The 23910-nt window shown below is 67.9% G+C and carries 14 protein-coding genes; 9 read left to right on the top strand and 5 right to left on the bottom strand.

The window, feature by feature from the left end:
* The first annotated feature begins 97 nt into the window (after positions 1-97).
* Complete coding sequence (locus Aco04nite_RS42345) at positions 98-3112, top strand: DEAD/DEAH box helicase (protein WP_213002804.1); 3015 nt, start codon at positions 98-100, stop codon at positions 3110-3112.
* A 48-nt stretch (positions 3113-3160) separates the two neighbouring features.
* Here the strand turns inward: Aco04nite_RS42345 and Aco04nite_RS42340 are convergent, their stop codons facing one another.
* Positions 3161-6499 (bottom strand): CARDB domain-containing protein, encoded by a 3339-nt coding sequence (locus Aco04nite_RS42340; RefSeq protein WP_213002803.1) that lies wholly within the window; start codon positions 6497-6499, stop codon positions 3161-3163.
* A 341-nt stretch (positions 6500-6840) separates the two neighbouring features.
* Here Aco04nite_RS42340 and Aco04nite_RS42335 point away from each other — a divergent pair, with 341 nt between their 5' ends.
* From Aco04nite_RS42335 to Aco04nite_RS42310, 6 genes are all read left to right on the top strand, one after another.
* A complete protein-coding gene (locus Aco04nite_RS42335; protein ID WP_213002802.1) occupies positions 6841-7356 on the top strand; it encodes a hypothetical protein in 516 nt (171 codons plus the stop codon).
* Between the two features lie 1055 nt (positions 7357-8411).
* Positions 8412-8921 (top strand): hypothetical protein, encoded by a 510-nt coding sequence (locus Aco04nite_RS42330; protein ID WP_213002801.1) that lies wholly within the window; start codon positions 8412-8414, stop codon positions 8919-8921.
* Between the two features lie 2 nt (positions 8922-8923).
* Positions 8924-9283, top strand: coding sequence for a hypothetical protein (locus Aco04nite_RS42325; RefSeq protein ID WP_244876694.1), 360 nt, complete (start codon positions 8924-8926; stop codon positions 9281-9283).
* Between the two features lie 40 nt (positions 9284-9323).
* Positions 9324-9719 carry a YbaB/EbfC family nucleoid-associated protein gene (locus Aco04nite_RS42320; RefSeq protein WP_213002800.1) on the top strand — a complete coding sequence of 132 codons (396 nt, stop codon included), beginning with the start codon at positions 9324-9326 and terminating at the stop codon, positions 9717-9719.
* On the top strand, positions 9712-10023 hold the full coding sequence (locus Aco04nite_RS42315; RefSeq protein ID WP_213002799.1) for a type VII secretion target: 312 nt from the start codon (positions 9712-9714) through the stop codon (positions 10021-10023). The genes Aco04nite_RS42320 and Aco04nite_RS42315 overlap by 8 nt, the downstream gene beginning before the upstream one ends.
* On the top strand, positions 10023-10715 hold the full coding sequence (locus Aco04nite_RS42310; RefSeq protein WP_213002798.1) for a WXG100 family type VII secretion target: 693 nt from the start codon (positions 10023-10025) through the stop codon (positions 10713-10715). The genes Aco04nite_RS42315 and Aco04nite_RS42310 overlap by 1 nt, the downstream gene beginning before the upstream one ends.
* Here Aco04nite_RS42310 and Aco04nite_RS42305 read toward each other — a convergent pair.
* The 3 genes from Aco04nite_RS42305 to Aco04nite_RS42295 form a co-directional block, all read right to left on the bottom strand.
* Entirely contained in the window at positions 10695-11735 is a 1041-nt protein-coding gene (locus Aco04nite_RS42305; protein ID WP_213002797.1) for a WxL protein peptidoglycan domain-containing protein, read from the bottom strand. The two genes, Aco04nite_RS42310 and Aco04nite_RS42305, sit on opposite strands and share 21 nt — an antisense overlap.
* Before the next feature lie 63 nt (positions 11736-11798).
* Entirely contained in the window at positions 11799-13769 is a 1971-nt protein-coding gene (locus Aco04nite_RS42300; RefSeq protein WP_244876693.1) for a fibronectin type III domain-containing protein, read from the bottom strand.
* Positions 13770-13885: 116 nt separating this feature from the next.
* A complete protein-coding gene (locus Aco04nite_RS42295) occupies positions 13886-15067 on the bottom strand; it encodes a HupE/UreJ family protein (protein WP_213002796.1) in 1182 nt (393 codons plus the stop codon).
* Between the two features lie 152 nt (positions 15068-15219).
* Here Aco04nite_RS42295 and Aco04nite_RS42290 point away from each other — a divergent pair, with 152 nt between their 5' ends.
* Positions 15220-15870, top strand: a complete 651-nt coding sequence (locus Aco04nite_RS42290) for a type 1 periplasmic-binding domain-containing protein (RefSeq protein ID WP_244876692.1) — start codon at positions 15220-15222, stop codon at positions 15868-15870.
* On the opposite strand, the gene Aco04nite_RS42285 is transcribed toward Aco04nite_RS42290, so the two are convergent.
* Positions 15799-22719, bottom strand: coding sequence for a type I polyketide synthase (locus tag Aco04nite_RS42285; protein ID WP_244876700.1), 6921 nt, complete (start codon positions 22717-22719; stop codon positions 15799-15801). The genes Aco04nite_RS42290 and Aco04nite_RS42285 overlap by 72 nt on opposite strands.
* 105 nt (positions 22720-22824) lie before the next feature.
* Here Aco04nite_RS42285 and Aco04nite_RS42280 point away from each other — a divergent pair, with 105 nt between their 5' ends.
* Positions 22825-23874, top strand: coding sequence for a PDDEXK family nuclease (locus Aco04nite_RS42280; RefSeq protein ID WP_213002793.1), 1050 nt, complete (start codon positions 22825-22827; stop codon positions 23872-23874).
* Positions 23875-23910 lie beyond the last annotated feature (36 nt).

The following is a 23910-nucleotide window of genomic DNA, read 5'->3' as shown; positions in this document are numbered from 1 at the left end:
CCGGCGGGTGACTGCCTCGGTGGTCCATGGTGCCGACGGCGCCGTGAAGAGCATCGATGGGAAATGTCCCTGCACGTTGGCTCCCGCCTGTATGCACGTGGCTGCCCTGGTACTCCTCGCCTACCAGGCAGATCCCGCGAACCGCCAGGTCGTCTCCGCGTGGGAGTCGGCATTGGCCGCGCTGGTCGGTGCCGGCCCCACAGCCGGCTCATCGGCAGAAAGGGTCGTCCCGCCCGATCTGGCACTGCAGTTCGAACTTGAAGGCGACGACTCCTCCCGGATCGGGCTGCGGCCGGTGATCCCGGGCAGGAAAGGCTGGGTTCGCGGTGGCATTTCGTGGGGATCGCTGGACTTCGCCTACCGGCCCTCGACACCGCGGGCCAAGCATCACCTGAGCCTCATGCACGAGCTGCACTCGCTGGCCCGGACCGGAGATCGTGGCTCGTACAGTTATGGCTATTACAGCTCAGGGCAGAGGGTCCTCTACCTCGACGAATTTCGCAGCCGACGGGTGTGGGATCTCCTGGCCGAAGCGCAGGATGCGGGGCTCCCGCTCGTGCGGAGCGGCAGGCAGGCGTCGCAGGTCGGGATCTCGACGCGACCCGTACGGTATTCGGTGCGAGCGGCCAGGGAAGGTGCGGATCTGCGGCTGCGACCTGTTCTGGTGGACGGCACCGAGGAGATCAACCCGGCCCGATTGATCGTGATCGGGGAACCGGTTCACGGTGTCGCCTGGTCGAGCGTGTCTGGTCAAGCAAAGTCCGATGATCTGGTGTCGTTGAGGCTCGCGCCCTTGGCCGGGCCGATGAGCGCGCAGGCCCTGGCGGCGCTGACCGCTCCGGAGATCGTCATTCCCGCCGCCGATGAGCCGCGGTTCCTGCGCCAGTACTATCCGGGGCTGATTCGCCGGACGGAAGTGGTGTCGCTCGACGGGTCAGCGGCGCTACCTGCTGTCCAGCTCGCCACCCTGACGTTGACCGCGCAGCGTATGCCGGGACATCGCATGTCGTTGGCCTGGGAATGGATCGCCACCGTCGGCGAAGAGACCTATCGAGAACCGTTGCACTCCGGTGCCGCCGGCAACGACGATCGAGCCACGGCGCTGCGACTGGCGACGGACCTGGTGGCGGATTCAGCGTACGGATTGACGGAGCCGGCTCCGGGTGGTCCCCGCCTGCTGGGTCACACGTCCGTCGCCGGCGACGCCATGCTGCGAATCATGCGTGACGTATTTCCGCGCATTGTCGAGGCACCCGGCATTGATCTGGTTGTCCGGATGGACGACGACGTGCCGGAGTACATCGAGGAGGACGCCGCTCCGATCCTGTCGTTCGCCGGCTCGGCCAACGAGGCGTCCGCAGGCCCCTCGGACTGGTACGACCTGTCGGTGCAGGTGTCGGTCGGCGGTGAGGACGTGGGCTTCGAGGACCTGTTCGTCGCGTTGGCGGGCGAGCAGGAATTCATGATCCTGCCGAGCGGCCGGTACTTCCGGCTCGATCAGGCCGAGCTCCGCCAGCTGCGGGACCTGATCGCCGAAGCCCGCGAACTGCAGGACGCCCCGGCCGGGGTGCTGCGGGTCGGTCGATTTCAGGCGGGACTGTGGAACGAGCTGTCCGAGCTGGGTGAGGTCACCGGTCAGGCCGCGGCGTGGCAGGAGGCCGTACGCACGCTGGACGCAGCCGATGTGAACTATCACGAGGCAGCGCCGACCGGGCTGGTCGCCGACCTGCGGCCCTACCAGCTGGACGGATTCCAATGGCTTACCGCGCTCTATCGCCATGAGCTCGGCGGTGTGCTGGCCGACGACATGGGTCTGGGCAAGACGCTGCAGGCGCTGGCCTTGATCTGTCACGCCTTCGAGCAGTCTCGAGCCGAGGCGCCGTTCCTGGTGGTGGCACCCGCGAGCGTTGTCAGCAACTGGGCCCATGAGGCGGCCCGCTTCGCCCCTGGTCTCGCGATCACCTCCATTGTGCAAACCGGTGCGCGGCGGCTCGAGACTCTGGGCGAGGCTGTCACGGGGGCGCACATCGTGGTGACGTCCTACACGTTGTTCCGGCTGGAGTACGACGAATATGCCGCCCTGCCGTGGGCGGGGTTGGTGCTGGACGAGGCCCAATTCGTCAAGAACGCGCAGTCGCAGAGCTACCAGTGTGCGAAGCGGTTGCCGGTGGCGTTCAAGCTGGCCATAACCGGCACTCCGATGGAGAACAACCTGGCCGAACTGTGGGCACTGCTGTCCATCTCAGCGCCCGGGCTGCTTCCCCGGCTCGACCGTTTCACCGACTACTACCGCAAGCCGATCGAGAGGGATCACGACGAGGCCCGGCTCGACCAGTTGCGCCGCCGGATCCGGCCGCTCATGCTGCGGCGTCGCAAGGCGGAGGTCGTCACCGAACTCCCGGCCAAGCAGGAACAGATCATCGAGCTGGAGCTCAATCCCCGGCATCGAAAGATGTATCAGACCTACCTGCAACGGGAACGGCAGAAGGTCCTGGGCCTCCTCGGCGACCTGCAGAAGAACCGTTTTGAGATCTTCCGTTCGCTGACGCTGCTTCGCCAGGCCAGCCTCGACCTGAGCCTTGTCGACCCGAAACATCACGGGATCGCGTCCACGAAGCTCGACGCCCTGACCGAACGTCTCACCGACCTCGCGGCGGAGGGGCATCGGGTTCTCGTCTTCAGCCAGTTCACCCGATTCCTGGGCGCCGCACGGCAACGACTCGATGACGCCGGCATCGCGTGCTGCTATCTCGACGGCAAGACGCGGCAACGCGCGAAGGTCATCGCCGAGTTCAAGAACGGCACCGCGCCGGTCTTTCTCGTCAGCCTGAAATCGGGCGGTTTCGGATTGAACCTGACTGAGGCCGATTACTGCATCCTGCTCGACCCCTGGTGGAATCCCGCGACGGAGGCGCAAGCCGTGGACCGGGTGCACCGCATCGGCCAGACCCGGAAAGTCATGGTCTACCGCCTCGTCGCCAAAGACACCATTGAGCAGAAGGTGATGGCGCTCCAAGCCCGCAAGGCCGAGTTGTTCAGCAGCGTCCTCGACGGCGGCGAATTCGCGTCGGCTCAACTGACCGTGGCTGATATCCGCGGCCTGCTCGACTGACACAAGCGGTGCCCCGGCAGGAGAGCAGGGGCACCGCTTCACCGAGGTTCAGCTGCCGGTGATGACGAACTGGGAGCCGGGTTGGATGACGATGTTGCCGTCGGCGGAGTTGGTGATGGTGACGTTGGAGAGGGTGGCGTTGCCTCGGGCGCCGCTCATGGCGAGGATGCCGGCTCCGTTGGTGGACCTGTCGATGCGGACGTTGGTGACTGCGACGTTGGGCATGTTGCCGCCGCCGGTTTTGAATTGGATGCCGTCGTAGGTGGAGTCGATGATGTCGGTGTCGCGGATGGTGACGCCGACGATGTCCTTCGAGGAGGGGAAGAGGGTGATGGCGCCGAATTCCTGGTCTTCGTTCCAGAAGACGCCGCCTGCTCGGTAGAGGGCGTTGTTGGCGATCAGCGTTGTTCCGGTGAAGGGCAGCGGGTCGTGGTCGGTGGCCAGCATGATGCCGGGGTAGTTCATGGTGTCGGAGACGATGTTGTTCTCGATGGAGTTGCTGAAGCCGCCGTAGATGGCGATGCCGTTGGCCCGCCACGGGAGCTGGACGGTGTTGTTGACGAAGTGGTTGTTCGAGGCGATGTCGACCGAGGTGTCCTTGACTCTGGGGTTGGCCCAGACCGCGAGGGAGTCGTCGCCGGTGGTGCGGAACGAGGAGTTGAAGACGCGGGAGTTGCGCGTACCGTTGCTGAAGTTGATGCCGTCGGCGTAGGTGTCACGGATGCGCATGCCGGTGAACTGGACGTTGTCGCCCGGGTTCCAGTAGGCGGGGGTGTCGGAGTAGTCGCGGCCGACCCACGCACCCACGTTGACGTGTTCGATCCAGACGTTGCTGATGGTGGTGTTCTTGCCCAGCCGGCCGTTGATGCCGTGGCCGCGGTTGGCGCGGTTGGTGGTCATGCCGAAGATGGCCAGGTCGGAGATCTGGGTGTTGTCGTCGATGTCGAAACCGACGTTGCCTTCGTGCGGGTGGTTGATGTTGCCGACGACGTTCTGCGGCTCGGTGTTCGTGTAGAGCTGCGTGTGCCACATGCCGGCCCCGCGGATCACGACGTTGCGGATGCCCTTCTGGTTGTACTGGCCGCGGGCCGGGTCCGGGGAGAGGATCTTCTGCTCCTGGCGCCACTGGCCGGCCGGGATCCAGACGCAGCTGATGACGCCGTTCTCGTCGTCGGTGACCGCGCGCTGGATGGCGGCCGTGTCGTCGATGCCGTCGTTGGGGACCGCGCCGTAGGTCGTGATCGAGGTGCAGCCCGCCGGTTGGGTTGCCGCCGGGGCCACCTGCTCGAGGTCGACCAGGTCGATGACGTAGAACGATGCCGAGTCGGCGGCGTCGCGCTGCAGCTTGAAGCGGGTGCCGGCCGGATATGACTGGGCCAGCAGCGCGTGCGACTCGTCGAACAGCCGGCGGGCGTCCGCGGAGGGCGTGTTGGACAGCGATTCCGTGTCGTCCGACGTGCCGTAGAGCCAGCTGTTGCGCGACGACAACGTCAGCTTCTGGGCGAACTGGTCGTTGATGTAGAGGCTGATCGTGGCGTTGATGCCGCCGCCGCCCGGCGCGTCGGGGATCGAGTTGCGGACGACGATGGAGTTCGAGGCGTTGACCGAGGTGAACTCGACGAACTGGCCGGTGCTCGCGAGCCGGACCGAGGCGCGGCCGGACGACTCCGTGCCGAAGTTCGTGTGCCCGAACGTGCGCAGCGAGTCGGCCTGCACGAGGGTGCCCTGGTAGGTGGCGGCTTCCGCTTCGTACGACACGTAGGGCAGGGCGGCACCACGACCGACGACGATCGATTGCGTACGCCCATTGTTGCTCTCGTTCGTCTCCGTCACGACGTTCGTGGCGTCGGCGGTGGCGGTGATGGTGGCGCCTCCGCTGGTGGCGGTCCACGTTCCCAGGGTCACGGTAGCCGTGGCACCCGCCGCGATGGCTGCCGTGTTCGCGTTGAGGGTCGTGCTGCCGGCGGTGACTCTGGTGACGGAGGCCGGCGCGGCGGACGTACCCCTGTTGTTGACTGCGACCGTGAACGTGACCGCCGCACCCACCGCGGGATTCGCCGGGGTTGACGTGATGCTGAGAACCTGCAGGTCAGGGCCCGGTGCCTGACCCACGACCAGCGGTGAGGCCGCGGTGAAGCTGTTGTTGTCGTTGTTCTGCTCGGGGACGGTGTTGGCGGGATCGACCGTCGCCGCCACCTGGTAGCTGCCCTGCGCACGCCGGCCGACGCTGACCGTGACGGTGGCCGAGGCGCCGGCTGCCAGCGCGCCGACCGGGGCGTTTCCGGCAACTGTGCCGCCGAGGCGTACATCAATGGTGGTCGCAGCCGATGCGGCCGTGCCCGCGTTGCGGACCGTGGCCGAGACGGTGACCGCGGTGGCCTCGTCGGGAGTGGCCGGGGACCAGGTCAGACCGGTGACCACCAGGTCGGGATTGGGCGCCCACGAGCCGAGAACCTGCAGCTCGGCGATCTGCGCACCCGGCGCACCGGTGTTGCTGAACACCTGCACCTGCAGATCCGCGGCGCGCCCGCTGACCGGGATCGTCACCGTGTTCTGGTTGGCTGATGGGTTGAAGACGTAGTCGGTCCGGGCCTTCAACGAGGTGTACGCGGTGGCGCCCTGGGTGCGTCCGAGGACCTGGATGCTCTGCGTACGCGTACCCCACGCCTGATCGGGGTTGAGCTTGACCACGACGCCGGTGAGGTCGGCGTCGGAGCCCAGCCGTGCGGTCAGCGTCGCCGGGAAGCCGTTGGACTCCCAGTAGGTGGCGAGGTTGCCGTCGTTGGCGTTGGCAGCGACGAAGTTGAACGCCGCGGACGAGGCCTCGAGCGTCTTGCCGGCCGCGAGGTTGGTGCCCGCTGGTGGGGGATTTTCTTCCCCCGCGACCCCGTAGATCTCCACCTCCGACAGCTGCGCAGCGGGCCAGCCGGTGTTACTCGTGAGGTTGGCGCGCACGTAGCGGACCGTAGCGGCGGCGAAGTTGATCGTGACGGTGTTGGCGGTCGCGGGATCGAAGAGCCGGTCCGCTGACGCGGACAGATCGGTCCAGGAGGTGCCGTTGGTGCTGCCTTGAAGAGCGATGTTCTCGGTACGCGCGGACCACGCGCTCGCGGGCGGCAGCTTCAGTTTCGCCTGGTCGATCGCCGTGCTGCTGCCCAGGTCCACCTGCACCCACTGCGGGAAGGCATTGCTCGGGCTCTCCCAGTAAGTGTCGGCGTTGCCATCGTTCACATTCGCTGCGGTGTAGGGGCCGTTGACAGCGCTCGCCGTCGCTGTCCTGCCGAGAGCCAGGTTGGCGCCGCCAGCCGCGTGCGCGATGCCCGGGGAGATCCCGGCGGCGACGAGGCCCGCCGCCAGGATGCCGCTGATCAGTCTTCGTCTTCTCATGACGACCTCTTCTGCGCGCAGTCTTTCAGCTGACTCCATGAAAATTTCGTTGAGTCTGCTGAGTTCTTTCATCGGGGGACATTCAAGGTTTCAGATATGTGTCGCGGAAGTCAACGGGCCGAGTCAACCGAATGGCTACAGACCTGCCGCCCAATCGCCATCACTCTGGGTAATAAGGTCTATTGGGGTAAGACGGGCAAGTCACGCATAGTTATGCCAGCCCCGCGGGGGGGCTGGGGCGAGACGAAGATCCGCTGGGCGATGAAGATGGTCGCTCCAGTCCGGCGGGGAGTCAGTAGCGAAACCGGCGCCTGCTTTTCCTGTCTTCGGAGGAGTAGAAAATGCGCAAGTCTGTGAAGCGGGTCATCGCCGTCACCGCCACGGCCGCCGTCCTGGGCGCGGCCGGCACCGCCGCCTACGCCGCCTGGATCGCCAAGGGCGAAGGCAACGCGTACGCCAAGGCCGGCCAGGCGCAGGACCTGAAGATCACCGAAGCCACCACGGCCGCCACGCTCTACCCCGGCGCCACCGGCGACTCGGTCATCAAAATCAAGAACCCGAACAGCTACCCGGTCGAGATCAACACCATCAAGTGGACTCCGTCGGACGGCGTCACCGCCACCCCGCTCAGCGGCTCCACCTGCATCAACACCGGCATCTACTTCGGCGACTTCAGCACCGGCACCATCGGCAGCGACGGGCTGCTCTCCGGCCTCGCCCTCCAGCTCGGCGCCGGCGAGACCAAGACCTTCAAGCTCACCGACTCCGTACGCATGATCAACAACTCGGAGGACGGCTGCCAGGGCGCCACCTTCAGCATCCCCGTCAAGGTCACCGGCGCCAGCGCCGCGAAGTAACCCACCTTCTCGGATGGCTCGGATGGCGGGGCGCAGCGACACCTGCGCCTCGCCATCCGTATTTCTGGAGCGCAGCTATGAGACGTATGACTTACGGGCTGGCTGGTGCGGGGCTTGCCGTGGTTGCGGTGCTTGGTGCACCGGTGGGTGCGCTTGCCGCTTGGGACGCGGGGGCGTCGTCGGCGGGCGCTGCTGCGGGGGTGCGGGCTGTGGTGCTGCCTGCCGGTCCTGTGCCGACGGTGACTGTGCGCGGGTCTGTGGTCCGGGTGCGGTGGGATGCCGTTGTGGGGCTACCGGTGCGGGGGTATCGGGTCGTTCGGATTGATGCGGCTACTGGCGAGAGTGCTGCGGGGTGTTCTGGGTTTGTCGGCGGAACTCGGTGTGTTGAGCGCGGTGTGCCTGATGGGCGGTGGGTTTATGGCGTTGTTGCGGTTGTGGGGGACAACTGGGCTTCCGCGCCTGGGATTGGTGTGGCGGTGACGGTGGGGGATGAGGTTGCGCCACTGCGGGTCACGCCCGTCATCGAACCATCGGCCGCGCCGACAGCACCCGAGCCGACAGCACCCGAGCCGACAACACCCGAGCCGACAACACCCGGACCGACAACACCCGAGCCGGCGCCGGCGTTGATTGTGAGTCCGGCGGTCAGTCCCAGTCCTTCTGCTGATCCGCCCGTGAACCCGACGCCGCCGGTCGCGGGGTTGGTTGAGCCCGGGTCGGTGCCGTTGCCTTCGAGCAGTGGCGAACTCTGACCTGTCCTATTGATCTTCTTGGATTGTTAGGCTGCGGCGACGGTCACGGGTTTTCGGCTCGGAGCATGGCCGATCGGACAGATGGTGACGGGGAGACCTCGGGGACCACACGGCGGAGATGACGGCGGGTCGTCTTCCAGTGGCGGCCGTCCTCGTAGGGTTCCTGCCGACAACATCAACGCGGCGCAGGCGACGATCGAGCAGGTCGCGCAGCGCGGCCGCCCGGATCAGGGCGTCGTCGGCGGCGACTCCGGCGGGACGAATCCCGGATCGTTCGCGCCTGATCCCAGTAGTCCCGACCCGATGGCCGAGATCATGGCTCGTTATGACAGGTTCGGTGACTCGCCTCCCACGATTGACGTCGCGGCCAACGACGCGGCACACGGCGGTTATGGACCTGGCGATGCCGCCCACACTGTTGACCGGCACGGCGCCGACATTCCGTTGGCGCGCGATCCGAATGGGAAAACCATCGAAGGCCGGATCTACAACGACACCGGGTGGCCGAAGAAGGAGAACTGGTCCTACCGGTGGGACGACCCGGTGACCATGAACCGCGAGGTCAACAATTATGTTCGGGCCAACTGGGAGACCATCCGAAGCAACCTCGCGATCGATGGTGCACACAGCGCCAGCTTTGACGCGGGGCACCGCGTTGGCGAGGGTTACTACAACGCCAATATGGGCCAGCACGCGCCTCCGGATGCTCACCGCGCGGCAACCAGTTTTGTCAAAGTGGTGATCAAGGTGGTTCCCGGGTCGGATCCGCCGCAGCCTTACCTGATCACCGCCTATCCGACGGGGACAATGTAGTCATGGACATGTCTGACCTGCCCGAGCCGCTACGGGCGCGGATGGCAGAGCGTGATGCCCGCTCGTCGATGAAGGTGCTCCAAGATTTCGTCGCGCGGTATCTGCCCGAGGCGGATGGCGTCGAGGAGATGCGGGCCGATTTTCTTTACACCGCCGGGTACAACGTCTCGTCGTTGCGGCAGGACTTGAAGGCGATTGAGGCGGTTTTGGCGGAGCGGCCGGCGGCTGGGGTGCTTTCGCGGCTGGTGGCTTGGGAGGGGAACTGGGTACTTGATGATCCTTCGGATGAGGGGGCGGCCCGGTTCTTGGGGGAGCTTGCTCAGGTGCTTCGTGAGGTGATTGGGCGGGCCGAAGCAGGTTAGGATTTGGTATTGACGAAGGTCAGTGCGGGGGTGGGTGCTGATGGTTGGTGTGGGTGGGTTTCTTGATCCGGATGAGTCGGTGGCTTATCTGCGGGGGTGGAAGAGCCGGATTGATCGGGTGGCCGCGGATACGCAGGCGATGAGTGATCGGCTCGGGGAATTGCGGGTCACGGCGGAGGATGAGGGTGGGCTCGTCGAGGTCACCATTGATTCCGGTGGGGTGCTGGTCGATGCCCGGTTCAGTGAGCGGATTCAGCGGGTCGCGCCGGATGTGGTGTCTCGGGCGTTGATGGCGGCTCTGCGGGCTGCGAAGGTGCGAGCTGCTGAGCGGTCCCGGCAGATCATCAGCGACACGGTGGGCGATGAGTCTGTGGCGGCGCGGACGATTGCCGCGCGGGTGGAGCAACAGCTGCGAGGGGGACTGGCCGATGGCTGAGGGATTTGCCGTTGATGCGCAGCAGATTCGGGCGCATGCGACGCGGGTGGATGCCATTGTTCAGCAGTTCGGGGATGTTCGGGGGGCCAGTGCGGCGATTGCTCGGGATGATGCTGCTTACGGGGTTCTGTGTGGGTGGGTCTCCGGGATTCTCGAGGGGCGGCATCGGCGGCAGGACGAGCTGATTGCGTACGTGGAAGAGAGTTTGCGGTTGGTGAGTGACGCCTTGGTGCGGACGGGGCGGGATTATGACCGGATCGATGAGGCTGCGGCGGAGCAGATTCGCAGTGCCGGGCGGGCCTGATGTCCGATCTGGTGGCTCCGGTGACGTCGACCCGGACGGCGTGGACGGGTGCTTCGCTGGCGGAGGGCTTTCAGGGGCTTTATCAGGCTGTGGACAGCGGCAGTTGGGTTGATCAGGCGCTTGCCGGTGGGGCTTTCGCTGTGGAGGCCGCGGCGACTGTGTTGGACCCGTTCAGTGCGCTGTTGTCCAATGGGCTCGGCTGGGCGATGGAGTATTTCGAGCCGTTGCGGCAGGTTCTCGATCGGCTGGCCGGCATTCCGGATCGGGTGGCTTCGCACGCCGCGACCTGGGGGAACATGGGTGGCAGGCTGCAGGCCATGGCTGCTGAGCTGCAGTCGTCGCTGGCCGGTGACCTGCCCGACTGGCAGGGGGCGGCTGCCGATTCCTATCGGGCTCTGATGGTCAACAACGTTGATGCGCTGGACGGGCTGGGGCTGCTTTCGCACGCGATGTCGTCGGCTACGCAGGCGGCGGGGAATCTTGTTCAGTTCACGCGGGAGATCGTGCGGGATCTGATCGCCGATCTGGTGGCGCGGGTGATCGTGTGGGCCGCGGAGTCGTTGCTGGTGGTGACGATTCCGGTGGTGGCCGCCCAGATCGCGTCGGCGGTTGTGAAGTGGGCGGCCCGGATCCTCGGTTATACGACGGCTCTGATCAGCAGTCTTACGAACCTAAGCCGGCTCATGGGATAGCAGGGCTTGCTTGACGGCTTCCTCGACGCGGGCGTCCTCGCGCAGTTTGCGCTGGGTGCGGCGGCGGCGGAGGGCGATTCGAGTGATGATCGCGGCGGCGATCAGGAGGACCAGTGCGGCGAGGAGCGTCCAGGGGATGGCCCAGCCGTGGGCGGTGGCGGTGACCTTCTTCAGCGTGGTGGTCGAGCCGGAAGCGTCGGTGATCACCGGGGAGAGGTCGGCGGTGGCGGCCAGCCAGATGGCGGGGGTGATGCCGTTGACGGGGGCCGTGACCTTCCAGCTCTCACCGGGGAGGAGCTCCGGGGGCATCGCCAACTCGGCCGGGGAGGTGCGGAACCAGCCGAAGGGGCCCGCGACGGAGACCGACTGCTGGGTCGACATGGCCGCGTTGCCGGTGTTGTGGATCGTGTAGCTGACGGTGGCGTTGCCCTTGGCGAACGGGTTGAACGTGCCGTTGTAGTCGAGGTTGAAGTTCTCGATCGCGAGGCTGGGGGCGAGGTCTCCGCCGACGCGCAGCTTCACCCGGATGCCGAGGCGGCGCTCGACGTTGATGCCGGGCTGGTCGCTGGGCTGGGTCAGCGAGGTGATGATGCCGCCCACATAGTCACCGGGGGTGGCGTTGGCCGGGACCGTGACCGTGAAGGGGACCTCGGTGGTCTTGCCGGGGGCGAGCGAGATGCTGGCCCGGTCGGTCTTCAGCCAGGCGCCGATCCCGACGGGCTTCTGATCCTTGGTACGCAGATCGAGCTGCCCGGTGTCGGTGGTGAACCCGTCCGCGGCGTAGACCGTGAGGGTCAGCGGGTCCTTGCCCCGATTGGCGACGACCATTGCGTCCTTGGTGGGGGCACCGGGGTTCATCGAGTACGTGTAGCTGGAGCGGGCCTCGCCGAACTTGTTCGAGGCGGTCCGGACCGTCCAGGTGACGTCGCCCTCGTCCGCCAGGGCGGGACTGGCACCCACGCCGACGACAGCGACGGTGGCGAGCAGGGCCAGGGCGGATTTTCTGACGAAGGCGTACATCTATGAGTCCTAAAGCTGGGGTGGGAGCGGGCCGGAGCCCGCCCCCACCGATTTCCTGAAAGGTCAGCTGCTCAGTGCGGTGATCGTCAGGGTGCCGCGGTAGCTGCCCTTGTCGACCGTGCCCGGGATCTTCAGATCCAGGTCGGCGCCGAGGCGGGCAGTGCCCTTGGGGTGACCCTGGTCGCCCGCCGCGAGGCTGCGGGCGACGCCGAGGCCCTGGCCACCGTCGTCGTAGGCGGACTTGACCGGCGAGCCGGCCTTCGCGCCGGCGCCGGCGGTGAGCACCTGCGGCGTCCAGCCGAGGTACGAGCCGGAGAACGTCTTGTCGGCGTCCTTGAAGTCACCCACGCTGGCCGAGAGCGACCAGGGCGAGAGCGTACGACGGGTGTCGGAGACAAGGATCGGGTTGATCTTGCCGGTGGCACCGAAGTACTCGCCGTTGTGGTCCTGCGCGGTGCCGAGGTCGACCAGGCCGTTGTAGCCGTCGATCGTCCAGCCGAACTCGCCCGGGGCGGCGTTCGGCACGTTGACCTGGATCTCCTGGCCGTCGGCGGTGTACGGGTGGACCGTCACCTTGTCGACGATGGAGCCGACGGGCTGGCCGTCCGCGGTGTTGGTGCAGGACAGGCCGCCCTCGACCGAGGCGTTCGGGGCCGCGCAGGTGCCGCTGCGGACGTTGGACAGGACCAGCTTGTCGCTGCGGACCTGCACCTTGACGTACGAGCGGACGTGCTCCTGGTTCTGCACCGAGTTGTACCAGTAGTCCTCGGGCTTCAACGGGTCGGCGCCGTTGCCGGCTCCGCTGGTGCCGCTGTTGTCGGGCGCGGTGATGTCGTAGTACTTCGAGCCCGACGACGAGTTCGCCGTCATGTAGATGACGCCACCGGGACCGGTGAACACGTCGGCGTCGCCCGGCTTCTCGTCCGGGTTGGCCTTGGCGCCGTTCTTGATCTCGTAGCTACGGGTGTAGACGTGGTCGTGACCCTGCAGGACCAGGTCGACGCCGAGCTTGGAGAACGTGGTCGGGAAGTCGACGCGGCGGACCTTGTTGTCGGCGTCCTTGGCGTGCGAGGCGGCCGAGTAGATCGAGTGGTGGTAGACGAGCACCTTCCACTTGGCCTCGGAGCCGTGCTTGTTGATGATGTCGGTGACATACGCGACGTGCGCCGCGTCACCGCCGCCACCCTGGCTGGTGGCGTAGGAGTTGCTGTTCAGGTCGATGAACAGCGTGTCCTTGTAGATGTACCAGTAGTCGCCGCCCGACGTGTTCGAGGCCGGGTCGCCGTTCGAGTAGTAGGCGCCCGAGCGGTCGGTGTTCGGCGTGTAGAGGTGCTGCTCGTACGCCTTGCCGCCGACGTCGTGGTTACCGATCGTCGCGGCCCACGGGTACTGGCGCAGCTTGTCGGACGCGAGGAACGCGTCCCACTGGGATTCGGTGTTGGCGGTCTCGACCTGGTCGCCGCCCGACACGAGGAGCTCGGCGTCGGGGTTGGCCGCCAGCGAGACGTCCAGGGTGTCCTGCCAGCCGGCCTGGTCCTTGGCGACGTTGCCGGAGGCGCCGATCTGCGGGTCACCGTAGAACAGGAAGTCGTAGTCGCCTTCGAAGTCCTGCGTCTTGAAGTTGTACGCCGTCGACCAGTTGCCCTCGGAGCCGGCACGGTACGAGTACGCCGTGTTCTCCTGCAGCCCCGTGATCGTCGCGTGCCGGTTGAAGCCGCCGCTGGTGGCGATGTTCGCGGCGCCGAGCGCGGCGAACGTGGCGGAGTTCGCGGGGAACACGCCGTTGACCACGGACGCGGCCGGCGCGAGCTGGATCTGCTGTGCGGTGTCCACCGAGGAGTACCAGGACACGATGCGCTGGGTCTCGTTGGCGCCCACCCCGAGGATGAGGCTGCTGGGTGCGGCACCCAGGACGGCACTGGCGGGGGTCGCCGGTCCGACGAGGAGGACCGCGCCCAGGCCCAGTACTGCCGCGGTGGCCCCTGCGGCCACGCGGCGCCGCACAAGCCCGTAGGCCTGCGTTGAGGTGCTCAAGATTTTCGTCCCTATGAGAGGAGGTGCGAAGCAAGATCAAGCTGTCGCCGTCCGATGAACCGACGATGAACTACGTCGATCCGATTGGTGGCGCCTCCCGGAAGACCTCCGCAGAATCAGGCTCCGACCAGCCGTTCTATGAACCACACCACTCCCATGACCGTCACGCCGGCGGCGAGCAGGCCGGTGACCCAGAGGCCGGCCTTCGGCGAACGCCGCCGCAGCACGATCAGGAGCGGGAAGACGACGGCGATGATCGACAACTGGACGACCTCGATGCCGATGTTGAACACGAGCAGGGACCAGAGCAACGTCCAGGAGAACGCTTCGTCGATGCCGAGGGCTCCGGCGAATCCGAGGCCGTGCACCAGGCCGAAGCAGAAGACCACGGCCAGCCGCGTCCAGCCGGCCCGGTCCAGGCCGTGGTCGGGCAGGTCGGTGGCGTGCGAGCCGCGACGCCACAGCCGGTAGAGATACCAGGCGGCGACCACGGCGATCGACAGCGCGATGATCGGTTCGACGACCCGGGCGGGGACCTCGACCAGGCCGAGCGCGGCGAGCATGAACGTCACCGAGTGGGCCAGGGTGAAGCTCGTGGCCGCGAGCACGATCTCGCGCAGCCGCCGGGAGCCGGCGATCAGGGCCAGCAGGAACAGGATGTGGTCGATGCCGCCCAGCAGGTGCTCGGCGCCGAGCTGGAAGAACTCCCAGAACCGCTGGTACCAGGCCTGGCCGGTGGAGAACGACGGGCGGCTCGCGTCGAGCGCGGCGCTGCCCTCGCGGGCGTCGAGCTTGTACGTGACGATCGTCTTCGTTCCCTTGACGTAGCCCTCGCCGTCGGGGAACAGCGAGCTGGTCACCGTGTGCTCGCCGCGGGCATCGGGGCAGTTCCAGTCGAGCAGCAGCGTCGCGTACGGAACGCCGTCCCGTTCGGCGACCGTGTAGTCGCCGATCTGGGTGGGCGTACACGTGGCTATGGAGAATCGGGTGGAAACGTATTTGAGCGCCGATTCCTTGTGGGCGTTCAGGGCAGCGGCCTGAGCCGCGAAATCGCCCGACTCGAAGGCATCCGTTCCGGTGCGGAAGAGCGGATCGTCCTTTTCGGAATCGGCGACGGAGACGATGAAGAGGTCGTATTCGAGGCCCAGTGAGGTCCGGACGTGGCCTTGACCTGCACCGGCGACGTCGGCGTAGACCACCGACGAGAAGCCGTGAGCCAGGGCGGATCCGGCGGAGTTCAGAACGGCGAATGCCGCAGCAATGGCAATAAAAACAACATAATGGACGCGGCGCGGCATGATGTCACGGTGCATGAACCGGGTTAACGGCGTGGGGCTCGCGGGCGAACCGATGGCAACAAGATCATCCAGACTCTTGCGGCGCGCCGGAACTGGGATAGGAAAGAGCCCGAACCCCCCTTCACCACGTAAGAGGAAAAGCCTTGCGCCCCATGCTGAAGGCCGCAGTCGTGCTGACCGCGGCCGCCGCGCTGATCACCGGATGCGGCTCCGGGAGCGACTGGTCGCAACCGCACGCGGCACCGAGCGCGATCGGCACCCTCGGCCCGGGGTTTGTCGACCCATCGACCCCGCCCGCCCCGGAGGCGACCGTCACGCCGGCGCCAGGTTCGTGGGACGGGGTCCACCCGTCGAAGGGCTACCGCGTCGTGCTGCTCACCGCCGGGGAGGACGCCCCGACAAAGGCTCTGGTGAAAGCGGTCGAGGACTGGGCCGGGGCCGAGGACGTCGACCTGCGGACCGTCAAGGCCGGGAACGACCACGTGGCGGGCACGGTCAAGGCGCTCGACCTGAAGCCGGACCTCATCGTCACCGCGGGCAACGAGTTGGTCGACCCGCTCGCGCTCGTAACCCCGAGCCACCTGGACCAGCAGTTCCTCGTGGTCGGCGCGGAGCTCGCCGAGCCGACCGGCAACGTCACGTCGGTCGACTGGTCCGGCGCGTCGTTCCGCGGCGAAGGGCTCGGCTCGGCCTCGACCTACGACCCGGCGTCCTTCACCGCGGACCGCTGCTCAGCCGCCGTCCGCGCCGGCGTCGCCGCCGTCCTGAACAACCTCACCGGCATCGTGGTGTGGATCCGATAGCCAGGCTCGGACAGCCGCCGCGGTAGCTGCCGCCTGCTCGTCGAGCATGGTGAGATGATCACCCGGCACCTCGACGCGGGTGTGCGGCCCCGATCGCGAGGTCTTCCAGTCCGCCGGCATGCCCGCGACGGGTGATGCGACGCCGACGAGCAGGCTGGGCGTGCTCAGCGGTGCCGGGTGCCAGCCACGCATCAGCCGCAGATAGGCACCCGCGCCGAGCAGTGCGGCCTGCTCGGCGGCCGGGTCGAGACGGCCCCGCAGCCGGCTCAGCCCCGACGCCAGCAGGGCCGCCAGCCACTCCTCGCGGGTGACCGCACCCAGGTCGTTCTCGTAGGTGTCGAGCAGCACCAGCCCCGCCGGACGACGATCCCGCCGCTCCAGCAGGGCCGTCACCGCGTGCGCCAGCTGACCGCCACTCGACCGTCCGACCAGGACAAAGGGCCGGCCGTACGCCGCCTGCGCTGCGAGATCCGCGAGCTGAGCGATCAGATCATCAAACGAGGTGGGTACGCGCGGACGAGCATCGAACCCCGGCAACGGCACCACCGCCACAGCGCCCCCGACCGCCCGGCTGAACGGCAGGAACTCGGCCACCCCCAGCGGCCCGAACGACGGCAGGCACACCAGCACCGGCCCGTCCGCGGAATCGGCGAGCGCCACCGGCGGAGCGGCTTCGTCCCCTCGCCGAGAAGGTAGAGCAGACGCGCTGATCAGCAGGTTCACGGCCATGCAGTACTGCCCCGAACCGGCGATCGCGTGGAAGAGCTCGGCCACCGTGCGTGGTGCTTCGGCCACCACGGGCACCGCGGGCGCATGGGCCAGCTCCCCGGCGATCCACTGCGCCAGCGCCGCCGGGCTCGGATGGTCGAAGACGACAGTGGCTGGCATGGGCACCCCGGTCGCCGCGACCAGCCGCGTGCGCAACTGGATCGAGCCCACGGAGTCGAGGCCCTGATCGGTGAACGCGGTGCGGACGTCGACCATCGCCGGGTCGGGATAGCCGAGTTCGCTCGCCACTTCGTCGCGTACGAGCAGATTGAGCTTGGCTGTCAGCTCCTCACCGCTGAGACCGCGCAGGGAAACGGGTTGGGGTCGCTCCGGAGCCGGGCGGGCTGCGGCGGGACGGTCGAGCACGATCGGCGCGAGCACCGGCTCGGCACTGTGCAGCGCCGCGTCGAAAGCGGCCGTGATCTCCTGCGGCGTCATCGGCCGCAGCCGTGACCTGCCGATCTCCATGCCGCCGTCGAGGTCGAGCGGGCCCCAGGCGAGCGAAAGCGCGGGTCTGCCCGCCGCGTGCCGGCGCCGGGCCAGGTCGTCGAGGAACGAGTTGCCGGCCGCGTAGGCGCCCTGGCCGGGGTTGCCGAGCAGCCCGCTCGCCGACGAGAACAGGATGAACGCGGCCAGGTCGCCGGTCAGCTCGTCGAGGTGCCAGGCGGCGTCGACCTTGGGTCGCAGCACGGCGTCGGCGCGTTCCCGGCTGAGCGACTCGATCGTGCCGTCGTCGATCACTCCGGCGGCATGCACCACCGCGGTCACCGGCGGGTCGGCCTGCGCGAGGACCCGCGCGAGTGCGGCACGGTCGCTGATATCGGCCGCGACGATCGAGACGCGGTCACCGAGATCCTTTTTCAGGGATGCGGCGCCCGCGGCCCGGTCGCCGCTTCTGCTCACCAACACCATGTTGAGTACGCCGTGAGCACCCGCGAGGTGACGTGCGACGACACCGGCCAGCGCCCCGGTGCCGCCGGTGATGAGGACGCTGCCCGCACCGAAATCGGCTGTGCCCTCGGTGTCGCTCTCGGCCCGGACCAGTCGGGGTGCGCCCACCTCGCCGCGCGTGATCCGCAGCTCGGGGTCCGTGGCCCTGATCGCGGCGGGCAACGCCTCTTCCGATTCCGGGGTGCCGTCGAGCTCGACGAGTGCGACCTGCCCCGGGTATTCGGCGGCGGCGACCCGGACGAGCCCCGCGACGGCTGCCGACCGGGTGGTGACGACCAGGGGCTCCGGGCCGGGGAGCAGGGAACGCAACTTCTCGGCGGCGGACCAGACCTGGTCGCGTACGTCCCCGGGGGTGCGCGGCGCAGCGTACGAGAGATCGAGAACTTGCCGCCCGGGACCGCTCGTGGGCAGCGTGACCGGGACCCACGACGGCCGGAAGAGCGCCCGCGGCACCGACCGCAACGTGAGCGACTCCACCGAGAGCAGCGGCCTCGCGTCCGGACCGGCGAGGCGAACCGCGATCTGGTCCGGCGCCCCACGCGTGAGGCGGACCCGGGCGGACGTGGCACCACCCGCATAACGGCGCACACCCGACCACACGAAGGGCAGGCGCTGGGTACGGTCGCCGGCATCGAACAGCCGCGCCGGATGCAGGGCGGCGTCCACCAGCGCGGGGTGCAGGTCGGCGCCGCCGTTCCCGGCCGCGCTGGGCAGGCTCACCTCCGCGTACATGTGATCGCCGTGCCGCCAGGCAGCCGTCACCCCGCGGAAAGCGGGACCGTAACCGCCGTCGGCGTAAAGCTCGGCGATGTCGATCGGCGTCGCCCCCTCGGGCGGCCAAACGGCTGCCCAGGTCCAGTCGTCGTCGGCCTCCGGTGCGGCCGGTTCGCAGCGGCCGCTTGCGTGCAGCTGCTGCGCGTGGATTTCGAGTGCGCGGGTGCCGTCGGGTTCCGGCTCGCCGAGGATCAGTTGCAGATCCACCTCGTCATCGGTGACGACCAGGCCCTGGCTGATCGCGAGCTCGGCCACGACCGGCACCCCGGCCCAGCGTCCGAACGCCGTCGCCAGCTCGACGAACGCCGTGCCGGGCACGAGCGGTTCGCCGCCGATCGCGTGGTCGCGCAGCCACGGTTGCGCGGTCAGCGACAGCCGGCCGGTCGCCATGTGCCGCCCGGTTCCGGGCACGGCGAACATCGTGTCGAGCAGCCGCTTTCTGGCCGGTGCGCTGCCCTCGGACAGCCAGAAACGCTTCCGCTGGAAGGGATAGGTCGGCAGCGTCGCGGCGACCTTCGGATCCCCACGACCGAGCAGTGCCACCCGATCCACATCCACGCCGTACGCCCAGAGCCGCGCCGCGCCGTCCGCGGACACCGGGAGAACCTCGTGCGGCACGAGAGCGGCCAGCGCCGGTGCCGGACCCAGCTCCACGAACAGGCCGGTGACGTCGCTGATCGCCGCGGCGAAACGCACGGGCTCGCGGACCTGGCGCACCCAGTACCCCGCGCTGCGCAGGTCGTCGCCGGTCGCGGGGAGCCCGGTCAGCGTGGAAACGATCGCGATGGCGGGCTTCCGGTAGTCGAGCGACGCCGCCACCTGCGCGAATTCGTCCAGCATGGGCTCCATGCGTACCGAGTGAAAAGCGTGACTGACCCGCAGGGCCTTGGCCCGGAAGCCGCGGGTGACCCGTTCGACGGCCGCCTCGTCCCCGGAGATCACGATGTCCCGCGGGCCGTTGATGGCCGCGATGCCGACCCGGTCGTCCAGGAGCGGGACGATCTCCGCCTCGGATGCCTTGACGGCGGCCATCGCACCGCCCGGTGGCAGTTCGCCCATCAGCCTGGCCCGGGCGGAGACAAGCTTCGCGGCGTCCTCGAGGGACAGGATTCCGGCTATGTGCGCGGCGGCCAGCTCGCCGATCGAATGGCCGATGAGCAGGCCGGGCTGGATGCCCCACGACTGCAGCAGCCGGTGCGCCGCGACGCCGAACGCGAACAGGCCGGGCTGCGCGTTCTCCGTGCGGTCTCCCTCGGCGGGGTCGCCCAGGGCTTTCATGACCTCGTCGTACGCCGATCGGAAGACGTCGAAGGGCAGCAGGTCGCGCATCCCGGGACGTTGTGCGCCCTGGCCGGGGAAGAGGAAGACCACCTGCCCCGGCGGGCGTCCCGTGCCCAGCGCGACGTTCGGATGCGCTCGGCCGGCCGCGAGAGCTGCCAGTCCTTCGCTTCCGCCGGTCACCGCCGCCCGGAATCGCTGGACAGCCCGGGTCGTGCCCAACGCCGTCGCATCGACAGGCCCGTGCTCGGGCTTTCGGGGCTCGACCTTTCGGGGCTCGACCTTTCCGTGCTCGAGCTTTTCGTGCTCGAGCAGGCGTGCGGCTGTGTCCTGCAGTGCCTGCTCATCTGCGGCGGCGAATAAAAGGGGCATTCCCGGTTGAGTCGTCGATTCCGGCGCCGGGTCGGCGGGTGGTTCCTCGATGATCACGTGGGCGTTGGTGCCGGAGATGCCGAAGGACGAGATGCCGGCCCGGCGTGGACGCTCCGCCGACCTGGGCCACGGGCGTGCGGAGGTCAGCAGCGAGACGTCGCCGGCGGTCCAGTCGACGTGCTCGTTCGGCCGATCGACATGCAGCGTCCGGGGCAGCGTGCCGTGCCGGAACGCCTCCACCATCTTGATCACCCCGGCGACCCCGGCAGCGGCCTGCGTATGGCCGATGTTCGACTTCACCGTTCCCAGCCACAGCGGACGACCCGACGGACGATCCCGGCCGTACGTCGCCAGCAGCGCCTGGGCTTCGATAGGGTCCCCGAGCAGCGTGCCGGTGCCATGCGCCTCCACCGCGTCGACGTCCGCGGCCCCGAGCCCCGCATCCTTGAGCGCGGCCCGGATCACCCGCTGCTGCGCGGGACCGTGCGGCGCCGCGAGCCCGTTCGACGCGCCGTCCGACCCGACCGCCGTGCCGCGCAGCAGACCGAGCACCGGGTGCCCGTTGCGCTGCGCGTCCTCGAGCCGCTCCAGCAGCAGCAACCCGACGCCCTCGGCCCACGCGGTGCCGTCGGCGTCGGCTGAGAACGCCTTGACCCGGCCGTCCGGCGACAACCCCCGGAGCCGGCTGAACCCCACGAACGGCGCCGGCGTCGACATCACCGTGGCGCCCCCCGCGATCGCCAGCGCGCAGTCGCCGCTGCTCAGGGCCCGCGCGGCGGCATGCAACGCCACCAGCGAGGACGAGCAGGCGGTGTCGACCGTGACCGCCGGACCGGTGAGCCCGAACGTGTACGCGATCCGCCCCGACGCCACACTGCCCGCGGACCCTAGCCCGAGATGCCCCTCGACCTCCGCCGGCACACTGTCGACACCGTTCGCGTAGTCCCTGTACATCAGGCCGACGTAGGTGCCGGTGTCGCTGCCACGCACACTCGCCGGGTCGATACCGGCCCGCTCCCACAGCTCCCACGCGGTTTCCAGTAGGACACGCTGCTGTGGATCCATGGCCAGCGCCTCGGTCTGCCCGATTCCGAAGGGTGCCGGGTCGAAATCCGTCGCGCTCTGCAGGAAGCCGCCGTTTCGGGCGTACGTATGTCCCGCACTGTCCGGGTCGGGGTCGTAAAGGTCCGACGCCCATCCGCGATCCGCCGGGAACGGCGTGATCGCGTCGACCTCGTTGTCGACCAGCGCCCACAGATCCTCGGGCGACTCGACACCGCCCGGATAACGGCAGGCCATGGCGACAATCGCGATCGGGTCCCGGTCTGTGGTGCTGTCCAGCTGGTCGCGAATCACTTTGCCGGTGGCCGTACGCGGAATGGCGTCCACGAGCCGGATCTCGTCCGGAGCCTTCGCGGCCGACATGACCCGCCGGCAGGCCGCGAGCAGCGCAACCGGATCGACATCCTTGTTCGCGGGCACGACATACCCGACCGCCACCTGTCCCAGCCGGTGATGCGCCCGCCCGGCCACCGCGGCATCGGCGACCCCCGGCAGCCCGATCAGCACCCGTTCGATCTCCGCCGGATGCACATTGGCCCCACCGCGAATGATCAGATCCCGCGCGCGCCCACTGAGGAACAGATGGCCGTTCTCGAGCCGCCCCAGATCCCCGGTCCGATACCAGCCGTCAACCAGCACCTCAGCGGTCGCCTCGGGCTGGTTGAAATAGCCGCGCATCAGGCTCGGCCCCCGCAGCCAGACCTCCCCCTCGACGATCCGCACCTCAAAACCCACAACCCGCCCGACAGAGCCCTCCGCGGGTGCCGGCCCCGGCAATTCCATGGCGATCGCACCACACGTCTCGGTGCTGCCATACGTGTTGACCAGCGGTGCCCCGAGCGCTTCCCGAATGGCGAGTCGCAATTCAGGCGGACAGGGCGCCCCGCCGGTGACACAGAGTCGCAACCCTTTCGAGGCAACCTTCTGTTCTTTCAAGGTGGCCAGCAATCGGTGATAAGTCGTCGGGACCCCGGTCAGCACGGTCGGCTCCGCACTTTCCAAAGCATCGATCAGATCGGAATCCGACGGGTACGGCAGAATGATCGCGGTCGCCCCCAGCACCACGACACCCAGCACACACCGCGCATGCCCGAGCGCGTGAAACAGCGGCAACGGCCACAGGAACCGGTCATCCTCGCGCAGCCCCTGATGCCTGACCAGCGCCGTATCAATCATCCCCAGCCACATCCGCTGACTGGAAAGAACGCCCTTCGGCCGCCCGGTGCTCCCCGACGTGTAATGAATCCAGCAGTCCTCATCCAGCCCGAGGTCATCCCGCGCCGCACCCGGCTGATCAAGAACCGCCGCGACCTCAACCCCGGCAACACCATGAGCCGAGTCGGTAACAACAACCGTCGCCCGGCAATCCCGCACGAGCCGTTCCAGCTCAGCGGTAGAAGCACGAGGATCCACGGGCACACCCACAGCCGCGGCCCGCACAATCCCCAGCACCGCCACCACCGCATCGATCCCCGCCGGCAGGCAGACGACAACGGCATCGCCCCGCCCGACCCCCATCCCGGCCAGACCCCCGGCAAACCGCCGAGTCAGCTCCTCCAGCTCCCCGAACGTGACCCCACGCCCGCCACAAACAAAAGCCGTCTTACCAGGCCGCTCAGCAGCATGCCGCCAAACAAGATCCACTATGGACTCAAGCACCAGCCCAACATGTCAGACTCCAGCAAGCTCCCCCGGGTGTAGATCCGTTCGGAGGACGCTGTCTGCAAAGTGCGCTGACATGATGGCCGGATGCCGCTGTTCGAGATGACCCCTGACGTCTTGGAACCGGTGCCGTCGACCACTTTCGCAGCCGAACAGGTCCTTGAACGCGCCGATCTGCAGCGACTGCTACGAGCCCGCATAGACATGATCGTCGACGGTGTCATGGTCGTAGCGGAAGAATTTGGCGCCTTCACCGATGCCCGGCGACGCATCGATCTCCTGGGCGTGGACCGCGACGGCCGCCTGGTTGTCATCGAACTCAAGCGCACCACCGATGGTGGCCATCTGGAACTACAGGCCCTCCGCTATGCCGCGATGGTATCGGTGATGACCTTCGACGATCTCGTCGAACATCATGAGCGCTACCTCGCGCAGGTGGAGCCGGTAGCCGTCGACGAAGCGCGAACCCGGCTGGCGGACTTCCTGGACGACGCGGGCGGCGAGGACGCGGTCCTGAGCCGCGAAGTCCGCCTGGTTCTGGTGGCGGCCGGCTTCGACCGCGAGATCACCACGACCGTCCTCTGGTTGTCAGACGTGTACGGCGTGGACATCCGCTGCGTGAAACTCATCCCGTACAAGGTCGGCGAGCGGCTGCTGCTCGACATACAGCAGATCATTCCGCTGCCGGAAGCAAGCGAACTGACCGTCCAGATACGCCGCAAGCAGACGCAAGCCCGGCATGCGAGCACCGATGGCCGTGACTGGACCCAGTACGAGGTCACCACGCCTGAAGGCAGCAGTGGCCCCCTCCGCAAACGCTGGGCGATCCTCACCATGGCCACCGCCCTGCACCAGGCCGGTATCACCGCCCACCAGCTCACCACGGCCATACCCCGCTCGAGATTCCTGTCGGTCGACGGAACCCTCACCGGCGATGACCTGGCCCAGGCATTCCTGGCCACCTACCCCGGCAACCCCAAACGCCTCGGCCGCTGGTTCCTCGACTCGCCCCTGCACGACCAGGACCGAACCTGGGTGGTCTCCAAGATGTGGGGCCCCAACACCGAACCGGTCCTCGACCGCCTGGTAGCCCTGGCGCCGCACGCCGGCTTCGGTTATGAACCGGTCGTCGATTAGCGCGAGCCTATTCGTGAATGCCTAGATCGTCCTGGT

Origin of the sequence: Winogradskya consettensis (assembly GCF_018332715.1) — a bacterium.
In the GTDB taxonomy this organism is placed as follows: Bacteria; Actinomycetota; Actinomycetes; order Mycobacteriales; family Micromonosporaceae; genus Actinoplanes; species Actinoplanes consettensis.
The sequence above is the reverse complement of the archived record's forward strand: the minus strand, read 5'-3'. Positions and strand labels throughout refer to the sequence as shown.